This is a genomic window from Streptococcus sp. HMSC070B10 (assembly GCF_001808665.1).
GTDB lineage: Bacteria > Bacillota > Bacilli > Lactobacillales > Streptococcaceae > Streptococcus.
The window spans coordinates 19,882-36,058 of the sequence record NZ_KV794201.1; the positions used below are offsets into that span (position 1 = coordinate 19,882).

Here is a 16,177-nt window from a genome sequence, read left to right on the forward strand (position 1 = left end):
CTAGTTTGCTCTTTGATTTTCATTGAGTATTAATAAACAAAAATCCCACCTGAATTGGTGGGTTTTCTTGTGCACTATTTTCCAAAAATCTCTTTGAGGTCTGCGTCAGTAATCCCAATCATGGCCGGGATGCTGTCCCAGTTTTCTTCGGTTAGAATGTAGGATTGTTCAGAGTCACTTGATGTGTTAGTTTCGGATATAGCTTGTTGCTTTTCTTCAACATTTTCAATTAGATCACTGAAGCGTTCAATCAGATAGGTTTTTCGGGCTGTTCCGATGTGCTGGGTAGCATAGTCGAAGGCCTGTAATTCGCCTAGTAAGATGAGTTTGCTTTTGGCGCGTGTAATGGCTGTGTAGATGAGATTGCGCTCCAGCATACGCCTGCTAGCACTAGTGATAGGTAGGATGACAACAGGGAACTCACTTCCCTGAGACTTATGGATACTCATGGCATAGGCCAAGCGAATCTTGTACCATTCGTTACGGGGGTAAGAGACTTCATTACCATCAAAATCAATGACAATCTCGTCTTGCTTCGATTCGGTATATTTTCCAGGAATCAGGTCTGTGATGGCTCCCAAATCTCCATTAAAGACATTGATTTCAGCATCGTTGACCAAGTGAATGACCTTGTCTCCCTTACGATAGTGGCACTGGGGAGCTTCAAAACTGTGCTGGTCTTTTTGTGGTGGGTTAAGGAGGTCTTGCATGAGCTGGTTGATGGCATCAATCCCTGCCGTCCCTCGATACATGGGAGCAAGAACTTGGATATCACGGGCAGGGATGCCACTTCTGAGGGCAGCGCCTAAGATTTTTTCAATAGTAGCAGGAATATGGCCGCTAGCAATTTCAAAGTAGGAACGGTCAGCTTTTTTCTGGGTGAAATCAGCTGGCAAGATGCCCTGTCGAATCTGACTAGCTAAGGTAACGATGGTTGATTCTTCGCTTTGTCGATAAATTTTTTCCAAGCGAGTCTGAGGAATCAAGGGAATATGAAGCAGATCCGCTAGAACCTGTCCAGGACTGACAGACGGCAACTGGTCGCTGTCACCTACGATGAGGATCTTGCTGTCAGAAGAGATGTTGGAGAAGAGTTGATTGGCCAGCCAAGTGTCTACCATGGAGAATTCATCCACGATAATAAAGTCAGCATCCAGATAATCTTCCAGATGACTGGTATCGTCGTCGCCTGTCATTCCCAAGTGGCGGTGTATGGTTGCGCTAGGCAAGCCTGTCAATTCATTCATGCGTCGAGCGGCTCGTCCAGTTGGAGCGGCAAGAAGAATCGGCAGGTTGCTTTTTTTCCTGAGGTCAAGTCCTTCTAAAAGGGCGTAAACAGCGATAATCCCATTGATAACAGTCGTCTTACCAGTACCGGGCCCACCTGTCAGGATAAAGACCTTGTTCTGGATAGCGTCGCAGATAGCTTGTTTTTGAATGCTATCATACTTAATTCCCAGATCTTCCTCGACAGTAGAGATATGTTTTTGAATGGTTTCTAAATCATGACTCTTTTGTTTTCCTTTTTCAAGGATACGAACCAAGTGACTGCGGATGCCTTCCTCAGCGAAAAAGAGGCTGTTATCAAAGATTTTGGTATCAATCTGCTGAACCTTGTCTTCTTCGATCAGGTAGGAGAGTTCTTGAGCTACTTGGCTGGGATCTAGTTCCACGGGACGGGAAGACTCAAGGAGAGTAAGGGTTTGTTCTAGCAAATCCCGTGCTTCAACATAGGTGTCCCCTGTTTCCATACAGGCCTGAAAAAGACTGTGAACTAGTCCTGCACGGAAGCGTTCAGGAGCTTGAGTTTCGATGCCTAGTTCCTCCGCTAATTGGTCTGCAATAGTAAATCCCAATCCCTTGATATCCTCAACCAGCTGGTAGGGATAGTTTTCAACCACATCAAGGGTTTCTTCCTTGTAAAAGTCTTGAATCTGAAAGGCTAGTTTGTTGGGAATGCCGTAGTTGGCAAGTTTGGCCAAAACCATCTCGGTTCCGTAGTTGAGGCGGAGAGTAGAGACGAATGCCTCGCGATTTTTAGCAGAGAGTCCTGAGATACCTTCTAGCTTTTCTGGGTGTTGCAGAATTTCGTCAATGGTATTGTCGCCATAGGTATCCACAATTTTCTGAGCTGTCTTGAGACCAATTCCCTTGAAATGGCTACTTGAAAAGTACTTGACCAAGCCCTTGCTAGTTGGTTTTGCGCGTTCATATCGGCTGATTTGCAGTTGTTCCCCATACTTGGAGTGCTGGACAATTTGTCCCCAAAAGGTATAGTCTTCTCCCTCAATCACATCAGCCATGGCGCCCGTGACAATGATTTCAAAATCATCAAAATCCTCTGCGTCCGTATCGTCGATTTCTAGGAGGAGGATGCGGTAAAAATTGCTGGGATTTTCAAAAATAATCCGTTCAATGGTTCCTGAAAAATAAAATTCCATAAAATTCCTTTGCATGAATAGGTGAGAGTTGGGGTTGTTTCTATCCTAGTTATACTGGGTAGTGAATAATCATCTTCTCACGATAGAAGAAGAGGCTGAGATTTTTGATTCTCGGCCTCTTAGGTCTCTTAAAATGTTCCGATACGAGTGATTGGCCAGAAGCGGAATTTAGCTTCTCCTGTGATATCTTTTGCTTTGAAGGTACCTACGTGGCGACTGTCGCTCGAAACCAAGCGGTCATCTCCGAGTAGAAGGTATTCTCCTTCTGGGACAGTAAAGCTAAAGTTGGTATTATAGTTGACATCAACTGTAAAGGCTTGGGCTTTTTCAGCAATACTTCTAAAGAAAGTTCCTTTATTTCCTTCAAAGCCCTTGCCTGAGTATGTGCTTTGGAGTTTGTCATCCTTGAAGCGTTTGATGTAGTCAGCTAGGTAAGGCTCATCTGTCTCTTTATCATTGATGTAAAGTTTATCGTTTTCGTAACGGATGGTGTCGCCAGGCATTCCGATGACACGTTTGACGATGTCCTTATTTCCATCTTCCTCATGGGCAACCACGATATCAAATCGGTCAATAGGTAGGTGTTTGACAACAAAGAGAATTTCGCCATCCGCTAGGGTAGGATCCATGGAATGCCCTTCTACGCGAACATTGCTCCAAAAAAAGATACGGCTTAAAGCTAGTAATGATAGAATCAGGAGGAATAATCCCCACTCTTTTAATAAATTTTTAAATGAATTCATAACTTACCTTTCTATGCGTTTTTTCGCTTTTTCAGTATTTTTAAAGTGCAATTTGGCGCAGAAATTGAGTCCTTGCATACCATAGGCTTGCAAAATCTGGCTAGCCACCTTATCAGAAGCCGTTCCAGCTCCACTTGGAAGTTGATAGCCCAGCTCTCGTCCCAGATTTTCAAGATTTTCTAGAAAGAGATCACGCGCAATGATAGAAGAAACTGCGACAGCCAAGTATTTGCCCTCAGCCTTTTCTTCTAAGCTGATAGGATTGCTGAAACGATTGGCCTCTTGTGCCAAGTACTTGTCATAATTTTTAGCACTGGTAAAGGCATCAATCACAATTTTCTCAGGCTGAATGCCTTTTTGAAGAAGGAGGTAGATAGCCTGGTTATGGAGGGCTACCTTAACAGAAACAGCATTGTAGCGTTCTCCGATGACCTCGTTGTACTTGCTTGGTGAGAGAAGCAGTGCCTGGTGCTGGATTTTTTCTTTGAGGATAGGGGCAATTTGACGAATCTTTTGGTCGGTCAGAGTCTTAGAATCCCCCACACCGAGTTTTCGTAAGAAACCATGCTGGTCAGGCGTGACAAAGGAAGCCACAACTGCAAGCCCACCAAAGTAGGAACCATTTCCAACCTCATCTGTCCCAATTAAAGGGAAATTTTGTCCCCTGGTTTCCTCTACAACTTGATAGCCAAAGAAACTAGCATATTTCTCAGCTCCTTCCCCTTGAAGCAAGACCTTTCCAGAAGTATAGATAGAAACCGTTGCTTGAGGTAGTTTCAAAAAGTAGCGAATATAGGGATTTTTACTGGGAGCCAGACTGGTTTGATAGTGTTCAAGAAAAGCCTGGATCTCCTTTTCACTTGGTGTGAGTGTTATACTTGCCATAGTTTCTATTGTACCATAAAAGCAGGTAAATTTGTAAAAACTGACAAAATTAGCGAATTTTGGTATAATATCGTGAGGTGAATTTTATGGCAAATCTAAATCGATTCAAATTTACATTCGGGAAAAAATCATTAACCTTGACAAGCGAGCATGATAATCTCTTTATGGAGGAAATCGCTAAGGTTGCGACAGAAAAATACCAAGCAATTAAAGAACAAATGCCTAGCGCAGATGATGAAACAATCGCTCTTTTGTTGGCAGTTAACTGTTTATCAACTCAGCTCAGCCGTGAGATTGAATTTGATGATAAGGAGCAAGAATTAGAAGAACTCCGCCACAAGCTTGTGACTTGCAAGCAAGAACAGAGCAAGATTGAGGATTCCTTATGATTTCACTCCTTCTTCTATTGGTCTTGGCTTGGGGATTTTATATCGGTTATCGGAGAGGCCTGCTCTTACAGGTTTATTACCTGATTTCAGCCATGGCATCTGCTTTTGTGGCTGGCCAGTTTTATAAGGGGCTTGGAGAACAATTTCATTTGTTGGTTCCTTATGCAAATCCGCAGGAAGGTCAGGGAACTTTCTTTTTCCCATCGGATCAACTCTTTCAGTTGGATAAGGTCTTTTATGCAGGGATCGGTTACTTGCTTGTATTTGGGATTGTCTATAGCATCGGTCGTTTGCTTGGTCTCCTCTTACACTTGATTCCTAGTAAAAAACTTGGTGGCAAGTTCTTCCAAGTTTCAGCAGGTATCTTGTCCATGTTGGTGACCTTGTTTGTCTTGCAGATGGCCTTGACAATCTTGGCGACCATTCCCATGGCAGCTGTACAAAATCCTCTTGAAAAGAGTATCGTCGCAAAACATATCATCCAGAGCATACCAGTAACAACCAGTTGGCTCAAACAAATCTGGGTGACAAATTTAATCGGATAAAAAGGGCAGGAGTTTTCCTAGCCCTTTGTTTACAGATTTGACTCGAATCTATCAGGATGTAAAAAGCTACCACACCTAGACATTCAAAGACAAGGAAATAAAGATGAACAAGAAAATATTAGAAACATTAGAGTTCAATAAGGTCAAGGCCTTGTTTGAACCTCATTTGTTGACTGAGCAGGGCTTGGAGCAATTGAGACAGCTGGCTCCGACTGCCAAAGCAGATAAAATCAAACAGGCTTTTGCTGAGATGAAGGAAATGCAGGCTCTCTTTGTCGAGCAACCGCATTTTACCATTCTCGCAACTAAGGAAATTGCAGGAGTCTGCAAACGGTTGGAGATGGGAGCGGACCTCAATATCGAGGAGTTCCTCCTCTTGAAGCGCGTACTTCTTTCCAGTCGAGAACTGCAAAGTTTTTATGCTAATTTGGAAAATGTCAGCTTGGAAGAATTAGCCCTTTGGTTTGAGAAATTACACGATTTTCCGCAATTACAAGGAAATCTTCAGGCCTTTAATGATGCAGGTTTCATTGAAAATTTTGCCAGTGAAGAATTGGCGCGAATCCGTCGAAAAATCCATGATAGCGAGAGTAAGGTCCGTGATGTCTTGCAAGATTTGCTTAAGCAAAAAGCGCAGATGTTGACGGAAGGGATTGTTGCTAGCAGAAATGGCCGTCAGGTTCTACCTGTCAAAAACACCTACCGCAATAAGATTGCAGGTGTTGTTCATGATATTTCTGCTAGTGGAAATACCGTCTATATCGAACCCCGTGAGGTGGTCAAACTGAGCGAAGAAATCGCTAGTCTGCGAGCAGATGAGCGCTATGAAATGCTTCGTATTCTCCAAGAAATTTCTGAGCGTGTTCGCCCTCATGCGGCTGAGATTGCCAATGATGCTTGGATTATCGGCCATCTGGACTTGATTCGTGCCAAGGTTCGCTTTATCCAAGAAAGACAAGCAGTCGTACCTCAGCTGTCAGAAAATCAAGAGATTCAACTGCTCCATGTCTGTCATCCTCTGGTCAAAAATGCCGTCGCAAATGATGTCCATTTTGGTCAAGATTTAACAGCGATTGTCATTACAGGTCCCAATACGGGTGGGAAGACCATCATGCTTAAAACTCTGGGATTGACGCAGGTCATGGCCCAGTCTGGTTTGCCGATTTTAGCAGATAAGGGAAGTCGTGTTGGTATTTTTGAAGAAATCTTTGCCGATATTGGCGATGAGCAGTCTATTGAACAGAGCTTGTCTACCTTCTCTAGCCACATGACCAATATTGTGGATATTCTTGGCAAGGTCAACCAACATTCACTCTTACTCTTGGATGAGTTGGGGGCTGGTACAGATCCCCAAGAGGGAGCCGCCCTTGCCATGGCTATTCTGGAGGATCTTCGCCTGCGTCAGGTCAAGACTATGGCGACGACCCACTATCCAGAACTCAAGGCCTACGGTATTGAGACAGCCTTTGTGCAAAATGCCAGCATGGAGTTTGATACTGCAACTCTTCGCCCGACCTATCGCTTTATGCAGGGTGTTCCTGGCCGAAGCAATGCCTTTGAAATTGCTAAACGTCTAGGCCTATCTGAAGTTATCGTGGGGGATGCCAGTCAGCAGGTCGATCAGGACAATGATGTCAACCGAATCATTGAACAACTGGAAGAGCAGACGCTAGAGAGTCGCAAACGCTTGGATAATATTCGTGAGGTGGAGCAAGAAAATCTCAAGATGAACCGTGCTCTCAAAAAACTTTACAACGAGCTTAATCGTGAAAAGGAAACAGAGCTTAACAAGGCGCGTGAACAGGCTGCTGAGATTGTGGACATGGCCCTAAGTGAGAGTGACCAGATTCTTAAAAATCTCCACAGTAAATCCCAACTCAAGCCCCACGAAATAATTGAAGCCAAGGCCAAGTTGAAAAAATTGGCTCCTGAAAAAGTAGATTTGTCTAAAAACAAGGTTCTTCAAAAGGCTAAGAAAAAACGAGCTCCAAAGGTGGGAGATGATATCGTGGTGCTCAGTTATGGCCAGCGTGGTACCTTGACCAGTCAACTCAAAGATGGCCGCTGGGAAGCCCAAGTTGGCTTGATTAAGATGACTTTAGAAGAGAAAGAATTTGACCTCGTTCAAGCCCAGCAAGAAAAGCAAGTCAAGAAGAAACAAGTCAATGTCGTGAAACGAACTTCTGGTCGTGGCCCACAAGCCAGACTGGACCTTCGAGGCAAACGTTATGAAGAGGCCATGAATGAGCTAGATGCCTTTATCGACCAAGCCTTGCTTAACAATATGGCACAAGTTGATATCATTCACGGTATCGGTACAGGTGTCATCCGTGAAGGTGTCACCAAATACCTACAAAGAAACAAACATGTCAAGAGTTTCGGCTATGCCCCACAAAATGCTGGAGGCAGTGGTGCAACTATTGTGACATTTAAAGGATAAGAAGTATTTCGGAATTCATAAAGTAAAAACTGTTGAACTAATTTTTACTAATAAACACATTGACAAAAGCCAACATTTTTTGTAAAATAAGAATCAATTAAATACCAACACCGAATGAAGTTTAATAGAAGTGGTAAATCGTTTGATTTTCCATGACTGTAAATGGACGGAACTCTGGAGAGACCGTAAAGGCACCGAAGGGGCAAGGCAGGCAACTGCTCAAACTCTCAGGTAAAAGGACAGAGCTAGGATAGACCGCTTTTTAGCATTTATCTAAGCATTCCAGAGTACATGTATTTTGCATGTACTCTTTCTTTTGGGGTTGAAAAGATAGGAGAAGGAAATGTTAGAATTGCTTAAATCAATCGATGCTTTTGCTTGGGGCCCACCCCTCTTGATTCTCTTGGTCGGGACAGGGATTTACCTAACTGCTCGTCTAGGACTTTTGCAGGTTTTGCGTCTGCCCAAGGCCTTCCAGCTTATTTTTACCAAGGATAAGGGACATGGTGATGTATCCAGTTTTGCGGCCTTGTGTACAGCACTCGCAGCGACAGTTGGTACGGGAAATATTATTGGGGTGGCGACAGCTATCAAGGTAGGTGGCCCAGGGGCTCTCTTTTGGATGTGGATGGCGGCTTTCTTTGGAATGGCAACCAAATATGCGGAAGGTTTATTAGCTATTAAATACAGAACTAAAGATGATAACGGTGCTGTTGCAGGAGGTCCCATGCACTATATACTTTTGGGTATGGGAGAAAAGTGGCGTCCCCTTGCCATCTTCTTTGCCCTGGCAGGTGTGCTAGTAGCTTTATTGGGGATCGGAACCTTCACCCAAGTCAACTCGATTACAGAATCTATCCAAAATACAACGGCTATTTCACCAGCCATCACAGCTCTTGTGTTGTCTGTATTTGTAGCGATTGCAGTCTTTGGTGGCCTCAAGTCGATTTCTAAGGTTTCAACTACTGTTGTTCCTTTTATGGCTATCATCTATATTTTGGGAACTCTTACAGTTATTTTCTTTAATATTGGAAAAATTCCTGCCACAATCGCTTTAATCTTGACATCAGCATTTAGTCCTGTTGCTGCGGTAGGTGGATTTGCAGGTGCTAGCATTCGAATGGCTATTCAAAATGGTGTAGCGCGAGGTGTTTTCTCGAACGAATCTGGTTTGGGTTCTGCTCCCATTGCAGCTGCTGCGGCTAAGACAAATGAACCGGTAGAGCAAGGTTTGATTTCCATGACAGGAACCTTTATTGATACCCTCATTATCTGTACCTTGACTGGTTTAACCATCTTGGTAACTGGTGTTTGGAGTGGTGACTTGAATGGAGTTGCCTTAACTCAGTCAGCCTTCTCAACAGTCTTTTCACATTTTGGCCCTGCCCTCTTGACCATCTTCCTTGTACTCTTTGCCTTTACGACGATTCTAGGTTGGAACTACTATGGAGAACGCTGTTTCGAGTTCCTCTTTGGTGTTCGTTTTATCTGGCTCTACCGTGTGGTCTTTGTGCTCATGGTCTTGTTGGGAGGATTTATCGAGTTGGATATGGTTTGGATTATCGCAGATATCGTTAACGCCTTGATGGCTCTACCAAACTTGATTGCCCTCTTAGTCTTGTCGCCAGTCGTTATTGCTGAAACTAAAAAGTATTTTAATAAATAATGAACTCACACAGCTCGTGTGAGTTTTTTGCTTTCATAAAAAATTTCTATCGATGCAATTTAAAATATATATTATACACGGTATAGAATCTGTGATAGACTAGATTTCAACAAAATGAAAAGAGGTTTTATGATGACAACATTTACCATCCATACAGTAGAATCAGCACCAGCAGAAGTGAAAGAAGTTCTTGAAACAGTAGAAAAAGATAACAATGGCTATATTCCCAATCTGATCGGTCTCTTGGCCAATGCACCGACTGCTTTGGAGGCTTACCGTACTGTCGGAGCCATTAACCGTCGCAACAGCCTGACACCCGTTGAGCGTGAAGTGGTGCAAATCACGGCAGCTGTAACCAATGGTTGTGCCTTCTGCGTCGCAGGTCACACAGCTTTTTCAATTAAACAAATCCAGATGAATGATGACCTTCTTCAAGCCCTCCGCAATCGTACTCCAATTGAAACAGATCCTAAATTGGACACCCTAGCTAAGTTTACCTTGGCGGTTATCAATACCAAGGGACGTGTGGGAGATGAAGCCTTGGCTGAGTTTTTAGAAGCTGGCTACAGCCAACAAAATGCCTTGGATGTGGTTCTTGGTGTCAGCCTAGCAAGCCTCTGTAACTATGCCAATAATCTAGCTAATACCCCAATTAACCCAGAATTGCAACCTTATGCCTAGAAGGAGGAAAGACTATGGGATTTTTTTCAGAAGAATTTTTGAGCTGGTTGGACCAGCATGCTGATGAAATCGACAAGCAGTCTTGTCAAGCTGGAGAACAGTTGATTGAGAAAATTGCAGCAGAGGGAGCCTTTCGTGTGGGGATTCCTGCATCTCTTGGAGGTTCAGGAGGAAGTGATCAAGATGTCATTGATATCCTTGCAGAGCTTGCACAACATTCCTTAACAGCCTCTTTTATTTCATGGGGACAACGCACTTTAATTGATAATATTCTCCATACAGATAACTCCTATTTTAAGGAAACATATCTGGAAAAACTCTTGTCTGGAGAATATGCAGGTGCTACTGCCTTGTCCAATGCCGTTAAGTATTTATCTGACCTAGAGGAACTGAATGTTCGAATTATTGAAGAAAATGGACAATTGTATCTGAAAGGGAGACTGCCATGGGTAACGAACGCTCGAAGAAATCAGTTCTTAACTATTTTTGTGGCAGGCTTTACAGATGATCCAAGTACAAGTTATGTGGTAGCTGTACCATCAGACGCAGAGAATTTTAGTCGTTCTGAAGACTTAGAATTTGTTTCTCTTCAAGGAGGAAACACGGCTGCTCTGACTTTTAATAAGGTCCTTTTGAAAGAGGAATGGATTTTATCAAAAGATGCTCATCAATTTTTGGCACAAAATCGTCCTGCTTTTTTAGGCTACCAATTTGGTCTAGCTTTTGGTTTAGCTGAACGTTCTCTCTCAGAAGTAGAAAAAGAATTGGGGAAACGAAGTGTATTAACAGATGAGTGGAAGCGTCAGGTCGAACAGTTAGATGCTATTCGTCGAGAGCTTTATCAAGGTTTGTCTGACAGGTCTTATTTTGTTACCAATCCGCGTGAACTCTTTCAGTTAAGAATAGACATTGTGGATGTTGTTGCTCAGAGTCTTCTATTAGAGTTACAAGCAGGTGGTGGTAGAGGCTACTTTAGCAAATCAACATCAGGATTTATCCGTCGATGGAATGAAGGAGCCTTTCTTCCAATTGTTTCTCCAAGCGCTGTTCAGTTGCGCCATATCTTAGCAACGAGTTAAAAAATAGTAAAATAAAAACGAAGTTTGAATTTTCAACTTCGTTTTTTTAAGTCCTCATTTAAGCGCTTTTATGCTATACTGAAACTAACATGATTATTGGAGGTTAGGATGAAAAAACTCCCCTTAGTATTTTCTGGTTGTTTGCTAGGTTTGGCAGGAGCTGGAAATCTCGTTTTAGATACGTTGCCAGTTCTGTCACATATACTGAGTTTATCAGGTTTAGTTTTGTGGATTTATTTTCTAATTATACATCTCTTTAATTGGAAGGAAACCAAGCAAGAATTGACCAAGCCTCCTCTTTTGTCAGGGATGGCCACTTTTCCTATGGCTGGGATGATTTTATCTACTTATGTCTTTAGAGTCTTCCCTCATCTTCCTTTGGTAGCGCAAGGGCTCTGGTGGTTTTCATTTCTCTTGGATGTGGCTCTGATTGCTGGCTTCACTATCAAATTTGCCTATCCGGGGCGGAGGGTTCATGCGACTCCAAGCTGGACGGTTCTCTATGTGGGGATAGCAGTGGCAGCCTTGACTTATCCTCTGGTAGGCATCATAGAAATTGCCTATGCGACCTTGAGTTTTGGTTTTCTCCTAACCTTCTATCTCTACCCGCTTATTTATAGCGATTTAAAGAAACATCCGCTCCCACTAGCCTTGCTTGGGCAAGAAGGGATCTACTGTGCTCCCTTCTCTCTACTCTTGGCTTCTCTAGTCCGAGTTGGAGGAGCCAGCCTACCAACTTGGGTCTTAATCGTCATGATTTTGGCTTCTCAATCCTTCTTTTTCTTTGTTTTGACTCGCCTGCCCAATATTTTAAAACAAGGCTTTCAACCAGCCTTCTCAGCTCTCACCTTCCCAACCATTATCACAGCTACCTCTCTCAAGATGTCTCAGGGAATCTTGAAACTTCCATTTTTGGATTATTTGGTATTGGCTGAAACTATTATATGCCTAACTATTTTATTCTTTGTATTAGGTGCTTATCTAATTTGGTTACGAAAAAAGGTCTAGCTAGAAATAGCTAAACCTTATTTTTTATGGTTTGATAACTTCAGCTCCACCCATGTATGGACGAAGTGCTTCTGGGATGGTCACAGAACCATCTTCATTTTGGTAGTTTTCAAGAATAGCAGCCACTGTACGTCCAACTGCAAGTCCAGAACCGTTCAAGGTATGGAGCAATTTCACCTTGCCATCTGCTTCATCACGGTAACGGATTTGGGCACGACGGGCTTGGAAATCTTCTGTGTTTGAACAGCTTGAGATTTCACGGTAGGTATTTTGGGCTGGAATCCAAACTTCCAAGTCGTAAGTTTTCGCAGCTGAGAAGCCCATATCTCCTGTAGAGAGAGCAACGACACGGTATGGAAGGTTAAGTTTTTGAAGGATATTTTCAGCATTGGCTGTCATTTTTTCCAATTCTTCGTAAGATTCTTCTGGTTTGGCAAATTTAACCATTTCAACTTTGTGGAATTGGTGCAAACGAATCAAGCCACGAGTATCACGACCAGCTGAACCAGCCTCAGAACGGAATGAAGGACTCATAGCAGTAAAGTAGATTGGTAGGTCTTTACCGTCAAGGATTTCATCACGGTAGTAGTTTGTCAGAGGAACTTCTGCTGTAGGAATAAGGACATAATTGCTGTCGCTGAGTTCAAAAGTATCTTCCTTGAATTTTGGATATTGACCAGTTCCAAACATAGAATCATGGTTAACCATGTAAGGCGTGATGACTTCAGTATAGCCTTCTTTGCCATGTTCATCCAACATAAAGTTGTAGATGGCACGTTCCAAACGAGCACCGAGTCCTTTATAGAAGAGGAAACGAGCACCTGTTACCTTACCACCGCGTTCCCAGTCAAGAATACCAAGGTCTTCACCAAGATCCCAGTGAGCTTTTGGCTCGAAGTCGAACTCTCGTGGAGTACCCCAACGGCGAACTTCCACATTGTCATCTTCGTCAGCCCCAACTGGAACGCTATCAGCTGGAATATTTGGAAGAGTAGTGGTAAATTCTGTCAATTTAGCATCGATTTCTGCCAATTCAGCATCCAAGGCTTTGACTTCAGCAGATAGAGTTTGCATGGCAGCAATCTTGTCATCTGCATTTTCCTTGTTGCGTTTGGCTTGAGCGATCTCAGCAGAAACTGTGTTACGTTCTGCTTTTAAAGTTTCAACCTTGACTAAAATATCACGACGTTTAGCATCGATTTCTTTCATCTCGTTTAAGACAGCAGCATCTACACCACGTGTAGCCAATTTTTCTGCGACAGCATCAAAGTCTGTACGAATGCGTTTGATATCTAACATAAGAACTCCTTTATGAAAAAAGCACACCTGACAAAGCGTTGGAGTGGCAAGGCCACGGTTCCATCCAACTTCACAGGTGTGCACTTGATTGTGTATGCAATTGTTACTAACGGTAGAATTTCACCTATCCCTCCTATCTGCTCGCAGCACCCGCAGACTTTCTGAAAGAAGAAGACAACCTACTTATCCGTTGCTATGATTATACTAAAGTTTCTACTTTTTTGCAAATAGATTTTTAAATTTTTGCCCAATGGTCTGAATCAGAGTTGGAAGTTTGACGACCTTGTCATTGCCCAGTTTTTCGCGAGCAATTTTGAGGATGGCACCTGAGTCTTTTGAAGCAAAGAGGAATTTTCCTCTGTCTGTAAAGACTTCGAAGTGGCGACTGATTTTGCGACCAGTGACATTGGCTCCAATCTGGTTGATATGGCTCCAAGGAATCTGGATAAATTGTTCAACATTGACATCGGGGTAAAATTCCAGAGCCTGATCTCCGACAAGGAATTTCCCAACTTTCCCAGCTATAGAGAGGTAGGAGGTGCCTGTCGTATTGAGGAGCACTGTTTTGTTAAGTGATTGAGCCATGCTTAGTCTTCCTTACTTTCGCCGAAAAAGGCATTGTAGAGGGCTTTAATAGCTGCTTTCTCTTGGTCCTTATGGACAACAAACATAATAGACACTTCACTAGAACCTTGAGACATCATCTGGATGTTGATCTTATTTTCAGATAGAGCACGTGTCGCAGTAGCAGTTACTCCGATATGGCTCTTCATTTTTTCTCCAACAATCATAATGATTGAAAGGTCGTGTTCGATTTCTGCATGGTCTACTTCAGCCTTTTGAACCAACTGACGAAGGATTTCTTCTTCCTTGATAGGAGTTAGTTCGCGAGAACGGAGGATGATCGAAAGATCGTCGATACCTGTTGGCATATGTTCCCAACCGATGTTAAGATCTTCAAGGATTTGCAGGACCTTGCGACCAAATCCAACCTCACGGTTCATGAGGTATTTCGACATGTTGATGCTGACAAAGCCTGAGTCACCAGCAATTCCCACAACTGGGAATTCATCATTACTGTGTTTTAGAACGATACGAGTACCTGGATGGTCAGGATTGTTGGTATTCTTGATAACTAGAGGAATTTTTCCTCGGTAGGCAGGAAGAAGGGCTTCGTCATGAAGGACTGAGAAGCCTGCATAGGCCAACTCACGCATTTCACGGTAGGTCAACTCTGGGATAGAGTGTGGTTGGTGAATGATTCCTGGGTGAGCCGCAAAGATACCATCAACATCCGTAAAGTTTTCATAGAGGTCTGCCTTAACACCGGCAGCAATGATAGAACCTGTAATGTCTGATCCTCCACGTGAGAAGGTACAGATTTGATTTTCCTTGGTAACTCCAAAGAAACCAGGAATGACAAGGACTTCATTTGCATTTGTCAATTCTTCAATCTTGTCATAACTTGATGGAATGATGCGAGCGTGACCAGGTTCACTTGTGACCACAATACCAGCTTCTCTAGGGTGCACATAGCGTGCATCGATCCCGTTTTGATTAAAGTAGGCGGCAATCAATTTAGCATTGTTATTTTCACCGGCTGCTAGGAAAGTATCGTAGAGAAATTCGTTTTCTTCGATAGGAAGAGTAGCTAAGGCACGAATGCTTTTAGAGATTTTTTCTAAAACCGCAGGTTTTAGTCCCAATTCACTCACCATAGCAGCATAGCGGTCAATAATCCAGCTTTGGCTCTTGCTAATATCGTTACCAGCAACATAGTCGCGGTAGTATTTAATCAAGGCATCCGTAACCTTAGTATCTTCAGCATTGCGTTTACCAGGCGCAGAAACGACGACAAAACGACGCTCTGAATCGCTTTTTACGATGTTTAAAACTTTTTCTAATTGACTAGCAGAGGCAAGAGAGCTACCTCCAAATTTAACAACCTTCATAAGAACTCCTAAAGTAAGTATTTTATACGATTATAGCAGAAAGAAAGCCTTTTTTCAATGAAGAAAATAAGATGCTTTCTAGGATAAAGCGATTCTTTATAATCGGCTGAGACACTTTCAGTTGATTTTTTCTTGCTTTCTGATTTTAAAAAAGATATACTTTGAAAATAGAATAATTTAAACTGCTTATAAAATAAAAAGGAGTCCTGATGGAACACATTATTTATCAGCTTGAAGAGGATTTGGCAATCCTTACCTTGAATCGTCCTGAGGTCGCAAATGGTTTTCATATTCCTATGTGTGAGGAGATTTTAGAAGCTCTGACTTTGGCAGAAGAGGATCCGGCTGTGCATTTTGTCTTAATCAACGCGAATGGCAAAGTCTTTTCAGTTGGGGGAGATTTGGTTGAGATGAAGCGAGCAGTCGATGAGGATGATATTCCATCATTGACAAAAATCGCAGAATTGGTCAATACTATTTCTTATAAAATCAAGCAAATTGCTAAACCTGTCTTGATGGAGGTTGATGGGGCTGTTGCAGGTGCCGCAGCGAATATGGCTGTTGCTGCAGATTTCTGTCTGGCAACGGATAAGGCTAAATTTATCCAAGCTTTTGTTGGAGTTGGTTTGGCTCCGGATGCAGGAGGAATTCATCTCTTGAGTCGAAGTATTGGTGTGACGCGTGCTGCTCAATTAGCTATGACAGGTGAGGCTTTGAACGCAGAAAAAGCTCTAGAGTGGGGGCTGGTTTACCGTGTCTGTGAAGCTGATAAACTTGAAAAGACGAGAGAACAGCTCCTTAAAAAATTGAGACGCGGGTCAGCTAATTCCTATACAGCCATCAAGAAGTTGGTTTGGGAGAGCCAATTTAAAGACTGGCAGAGTTACGCTACTTTAGAACTGAACCTACAGGAATCACTAGCGAAAACAGAGGATTTCAAAGAGGGAGTTCAGGCTCATTCGGAAAGAAGAAGACCTAAATTTACAGGAAAATAAAAAAATACTTGCACCATTCTTTGAACTTTGATATAATTCTCTTGTCAAATGTTT

Annotated in this window: 14 protein-coding genes and 1 riboswitch; of the genes, 8 read left to right on the forward strand and 6 right to left on the reverse strand. The window is 42.8% G+C overall.

Going from position 1 to position 16,177, the window contains the following annotated elements:
* Positions 1 to 74: 74 nt before the first annotated feature.
* The 3 genes from HMPREF2613_RS06925 to rnhC all read right to left on the reverse strand — a co-directional run bounded on the left by HMPREF2613_RS06925 (position 75) and on the right by rnhC (position 4,069).
* Positions 75 to 2,441, reverse strand: a complete 2,367-nt coding sequence (locus HMPREF2613_RS06925; RefSeq protein WP_070479837.1) for an SF1B family DNA helicase RecD2 — start codon at positions 2,439 to 2,441, stop codon at positions 75 to 77.
* A 128-nt stretch (positions 2,442 to 2,569) separates the two neighbouring features.
* The gene (gene lepB / locus HMPREF2613_RS06930) at positions 2,570 to 3,184 is read right to left on the reverse strand and encodes a signal peptidase I (RefSeq protein ID WP_070479838.1); all 615 of its coding nucleotides are present in this window, start codon (positions 3,182 to 3,184) and stop codon (positions 2,570 to 2,572) included.
* A 3-nt stretch (positions 3,185 to 3,187) separates the two neighbouring features.
* The gene (rnhC, locus tag HMPREF2613_RS06935; protein ID WP_070479839.1) at positions 3,188 to 4,069 is read right to left on the reverse strand and encodes a ribonuclease HIII; all 882 of its coding nucleotides are present in this window, start codon (positions 4,067 to 4,069) and stop codon (positions 3,188 to 3,190) included.
* 86 nt (positions 4,070 to 4,155) lie between these two features.
* On the opposite strand from rnhC, the gene zapA reads away from it, so the two are divergent.
* From zapA to HMPREF2613_RS06970, 7 genes are all read left to right on the forward strand, one after another.
* On the forward strand, positions 4,156 to 4,458 hold the full coding sequence (gene zapA / locus HMPREF2613_RS06940) for a cell division protein ZapA (RefSeq protein ID WP_000002019.1): 303 nt from the start codon (positions 4,156 to 4,158) through the stop codon (positions 4,456 to 4,458).
* Entirely contained in the window at positions 4,455 to 5,003 is a 549-nt protein-coding gene (locus HMPREF2613_RS06945; RefSeq protein ID WP_070479840.1) for a CvpA family protein, read from the forward strand. Before zapA ends, HMPREF2613_RS06945 begins: the two co-directional genes overlap by 4 nt.
* A 103-nt stretch (positions 5,004 to 5,106) precedes the next feature.
* A complete protein-coding gene (locus HMPREF2613_RS06950) occupies positions 5,107 to 7,443 on the forward strand; it encodes an endonuclease MutS2 (RefSeq protein WP_070479841.1) in 2,337 nt (778 codons plus the stop codon).
* Between the two features lie 164 nt (positions 7,444 to 7,607).
* A riboswitch (glycine riboswitch) is annotated at positions 7,608 to 7,696 on the forward strand.
* Between the two features lie 90 nt (positions 7,697 to 7,786).
* Positions 7,787 to 9,109, forward strand: a complete 1,323-nt coding sequence (locus HMPREF2613_RS06955; RefSeq protein WP_070479842.1) for an alanine/glycine:cation symporter family protein — start codon at positions 7,787 to 7,789, stop codon at positions 9,107 to 9,109.
* Positions 9,110 to 9,241: 132 nt separating this feature from the next.
* A complete protein-coding gene (locus tag HMPREF2613_RS06960; protein ID WP_000206767.1) occupies positions 9,242 to 9,790 on the forward strand; it encodes a carboxymuconolactone decarboxylase family protein in 549 nt (182 codons plus the stop codon).
* Positions 9,791 to 9,804: 14 nt separating this feature from the next.
* Positions 9,805 to 10,869, forward strand: a complete 1,065-nt coding sequence (locus tag HMPREF2613_RS06965) for an acyl-CoA dehydrogenase family protein (RefSeq protein ID WP_070479843.1) — start codon at positions 9,805 to 9,807, stop codon at positions 10,867 to 10,869.
* Between the two features lie 108 nt (positions 10,870 to 10,977).
* Positions 10,978 to 11,877 (forward strand): TDT family transporter, encoded by a 900-nt coding sequence (locus HMPREF2613_RS06970; RefSeq protein ID WP_070479844.1) that lies wholly within the window; start codon positions 10,978 to 10,980, stop codon positions 11,875 to 11,877.
* Between the two features lie 24 nt (positions 11,878 to 11,901).
* Here HMPREF2613_RS06970 and serS read toward each other — a convergent pair whose 3' ends face one another.
* The 3 genes from serS to HMPREF2613_RS06985 form a co-directional block, all read right to left on the reverse strand.
* Positions 11,902 to 13,176, reverse strand: coding sequence for a serine--tRNA ligase (gene serS / locus HMPREF2613_RS06975; protein WP_023945596.1), 1,275 nt, complete (start codon positions 13,174 to 13,176; stop codon positions 11,902 to 11,904).
* A 213-nt stretch (positions 13,177 to 13,389) separates the two neighbouring features.
* Positions 13,390 to 13,761 carry a DUF956 family protein gene (locus HMPREF2613_RS06980; RefSeq protein ID WP_000079349.1) on the reverse strand — a complete coding sequence of 124 codons (372 nt, stop codon included), beginning with the start codon at positions 13,759 to 13,761 and terminating at the stop codon, positions 13,390 to 13,392.
* Positions 13,762 to 13,763: 2 nt separating this feature from the next.
* Positions 13,764 to 15,128: an aspartate kinase gene (locus tag HMPREF2613_RS06985; protein ID WP_070479845.1), complete on the reverse strand. Its 1,365-nt coding sequence runs from the start codon at positions 15,126 to 15,128 to the stop codon at positions 13,764 to 13,766.
* Positions 15,129 to 15,337: 209 nt separating this feature from the next.
* Here HMPREF2613_RS06985 and HMPREF2613_RS06990 point away from each other — a divergent pair, with 209 nt between their 5' ends.
* Entirely contained in the window at positions 15,338 to 16,123 is a 786-nt protein-coding gene (locus HMPREF2613_RS06990; RefSeq protein ID WP_070479846.1) for an enoyl-CoA hydratase, read from the forward strand.
* Positions 16,124 to 16,177 lie beyond the last annotated feature (54 nt).

Excerpts from the sequence above, each read along its gene's own strand:
- rnhC (WP_070479839.1), bottom strand. The coding sequence starts at position 4,069 with ATGGCAAGTATAACACTCACACCAAGTGAAAAGGAGATCCAGGCTTTT.
- HMPREF2613_RS06990 (WP_070479846.1), top strand. The coding sequence starts at position 15,338 with ATGGAACACATTATTTATCAGCTTGAAGAGGATTTGGCAATCCTTACC.
- serS (WP_023945596.1), bottom strand. The coding sequence starts at position 13,176 with ATGTTAGATATCAAACGCATTCGTACAGACTTTGATGCTGTCGCAGAA.
- HMPREF2613_RS06965 (WP_070479843.1), top strand. The coding sequence starts at position 9,805 with ATGGGATTTTTTTCAGAAGAATTTTTGAGCTGGTTGGACCAGCATGCT.
- HMPREF2613_RS06945 (WP_070479840.1), top strand. The coding sequence starts at position 4,455 with ATGATTTCACTCCTTCTTCTATTGGTCTTGGCTTGGGGATTTTATATC.
- HMPREF2613_RS06985 (WP_070479845.1), bottom strand. The coding sequence starts at position 15,128 with ATGAAGGTTGTTAAATTTGGAGGTAGCTCTCTTGCCTCTGCTAGTCAA.
- HMPREF2613_RS06950 (WP_070479841.1), top strand. The coding sequence starts at position 5,107 with ATGAACAAGAAAATATTAGAAACATTAGAGTTCAATAAGGTCAAGGCC.
- HMPREF2613_RS06925 (WP_070479837.1), bottom strand. The coding sequence starts at position 2,441 with ATGGAATTTTATTTTTCAGGAACCATTGAACGGATTATTTTTGAAAAT.
- HMPREF2613_RS06970 (WP_070479844.1), top strand. The coding sequence starts at position 10,978 with ATGAAAAAACTCCCCTTAGTATTTTCTGGTTGTTTGCTAGGTTTGGCA.
- lepB (WP_070479838.1), bottom strand. The coding sequence starts at position 3,184 with ATGAATTCATTTAAAAATTTATTAAAAGAGTGGGGATTATTCCTCCTG.
- zapA (WP_000002019.1), top strand. The coding sequence starts at position 4,156 with ATGGCAAATCTAAATCGATTCAAATTTACATTCGGGAAAAAATCATTA.
- HMPREF2613_RS06960 (WP_000206767.1), top strand. The coding sequence starts at position 9,242 with ATGACAACATTTACCATCCATACAGTAGAATCAGCACCAGCAGAAGTG.
- HMPREF2613_RS06955 (WP_070479842.1), top strand. The coding sequence starts at position 7,787 with ATGTTAGAATTGCTTAAATCAATCGATGCTTTTGCTTGGGGCCCACCC.
- HMPREF2613_RS06980 (WP_000079349.1), bottom strand. The coding sequence starts at position 13,761 with ATGGCTCAATCACTTAACAAAACAGTGCTCCTCAATACGACAGGCACC.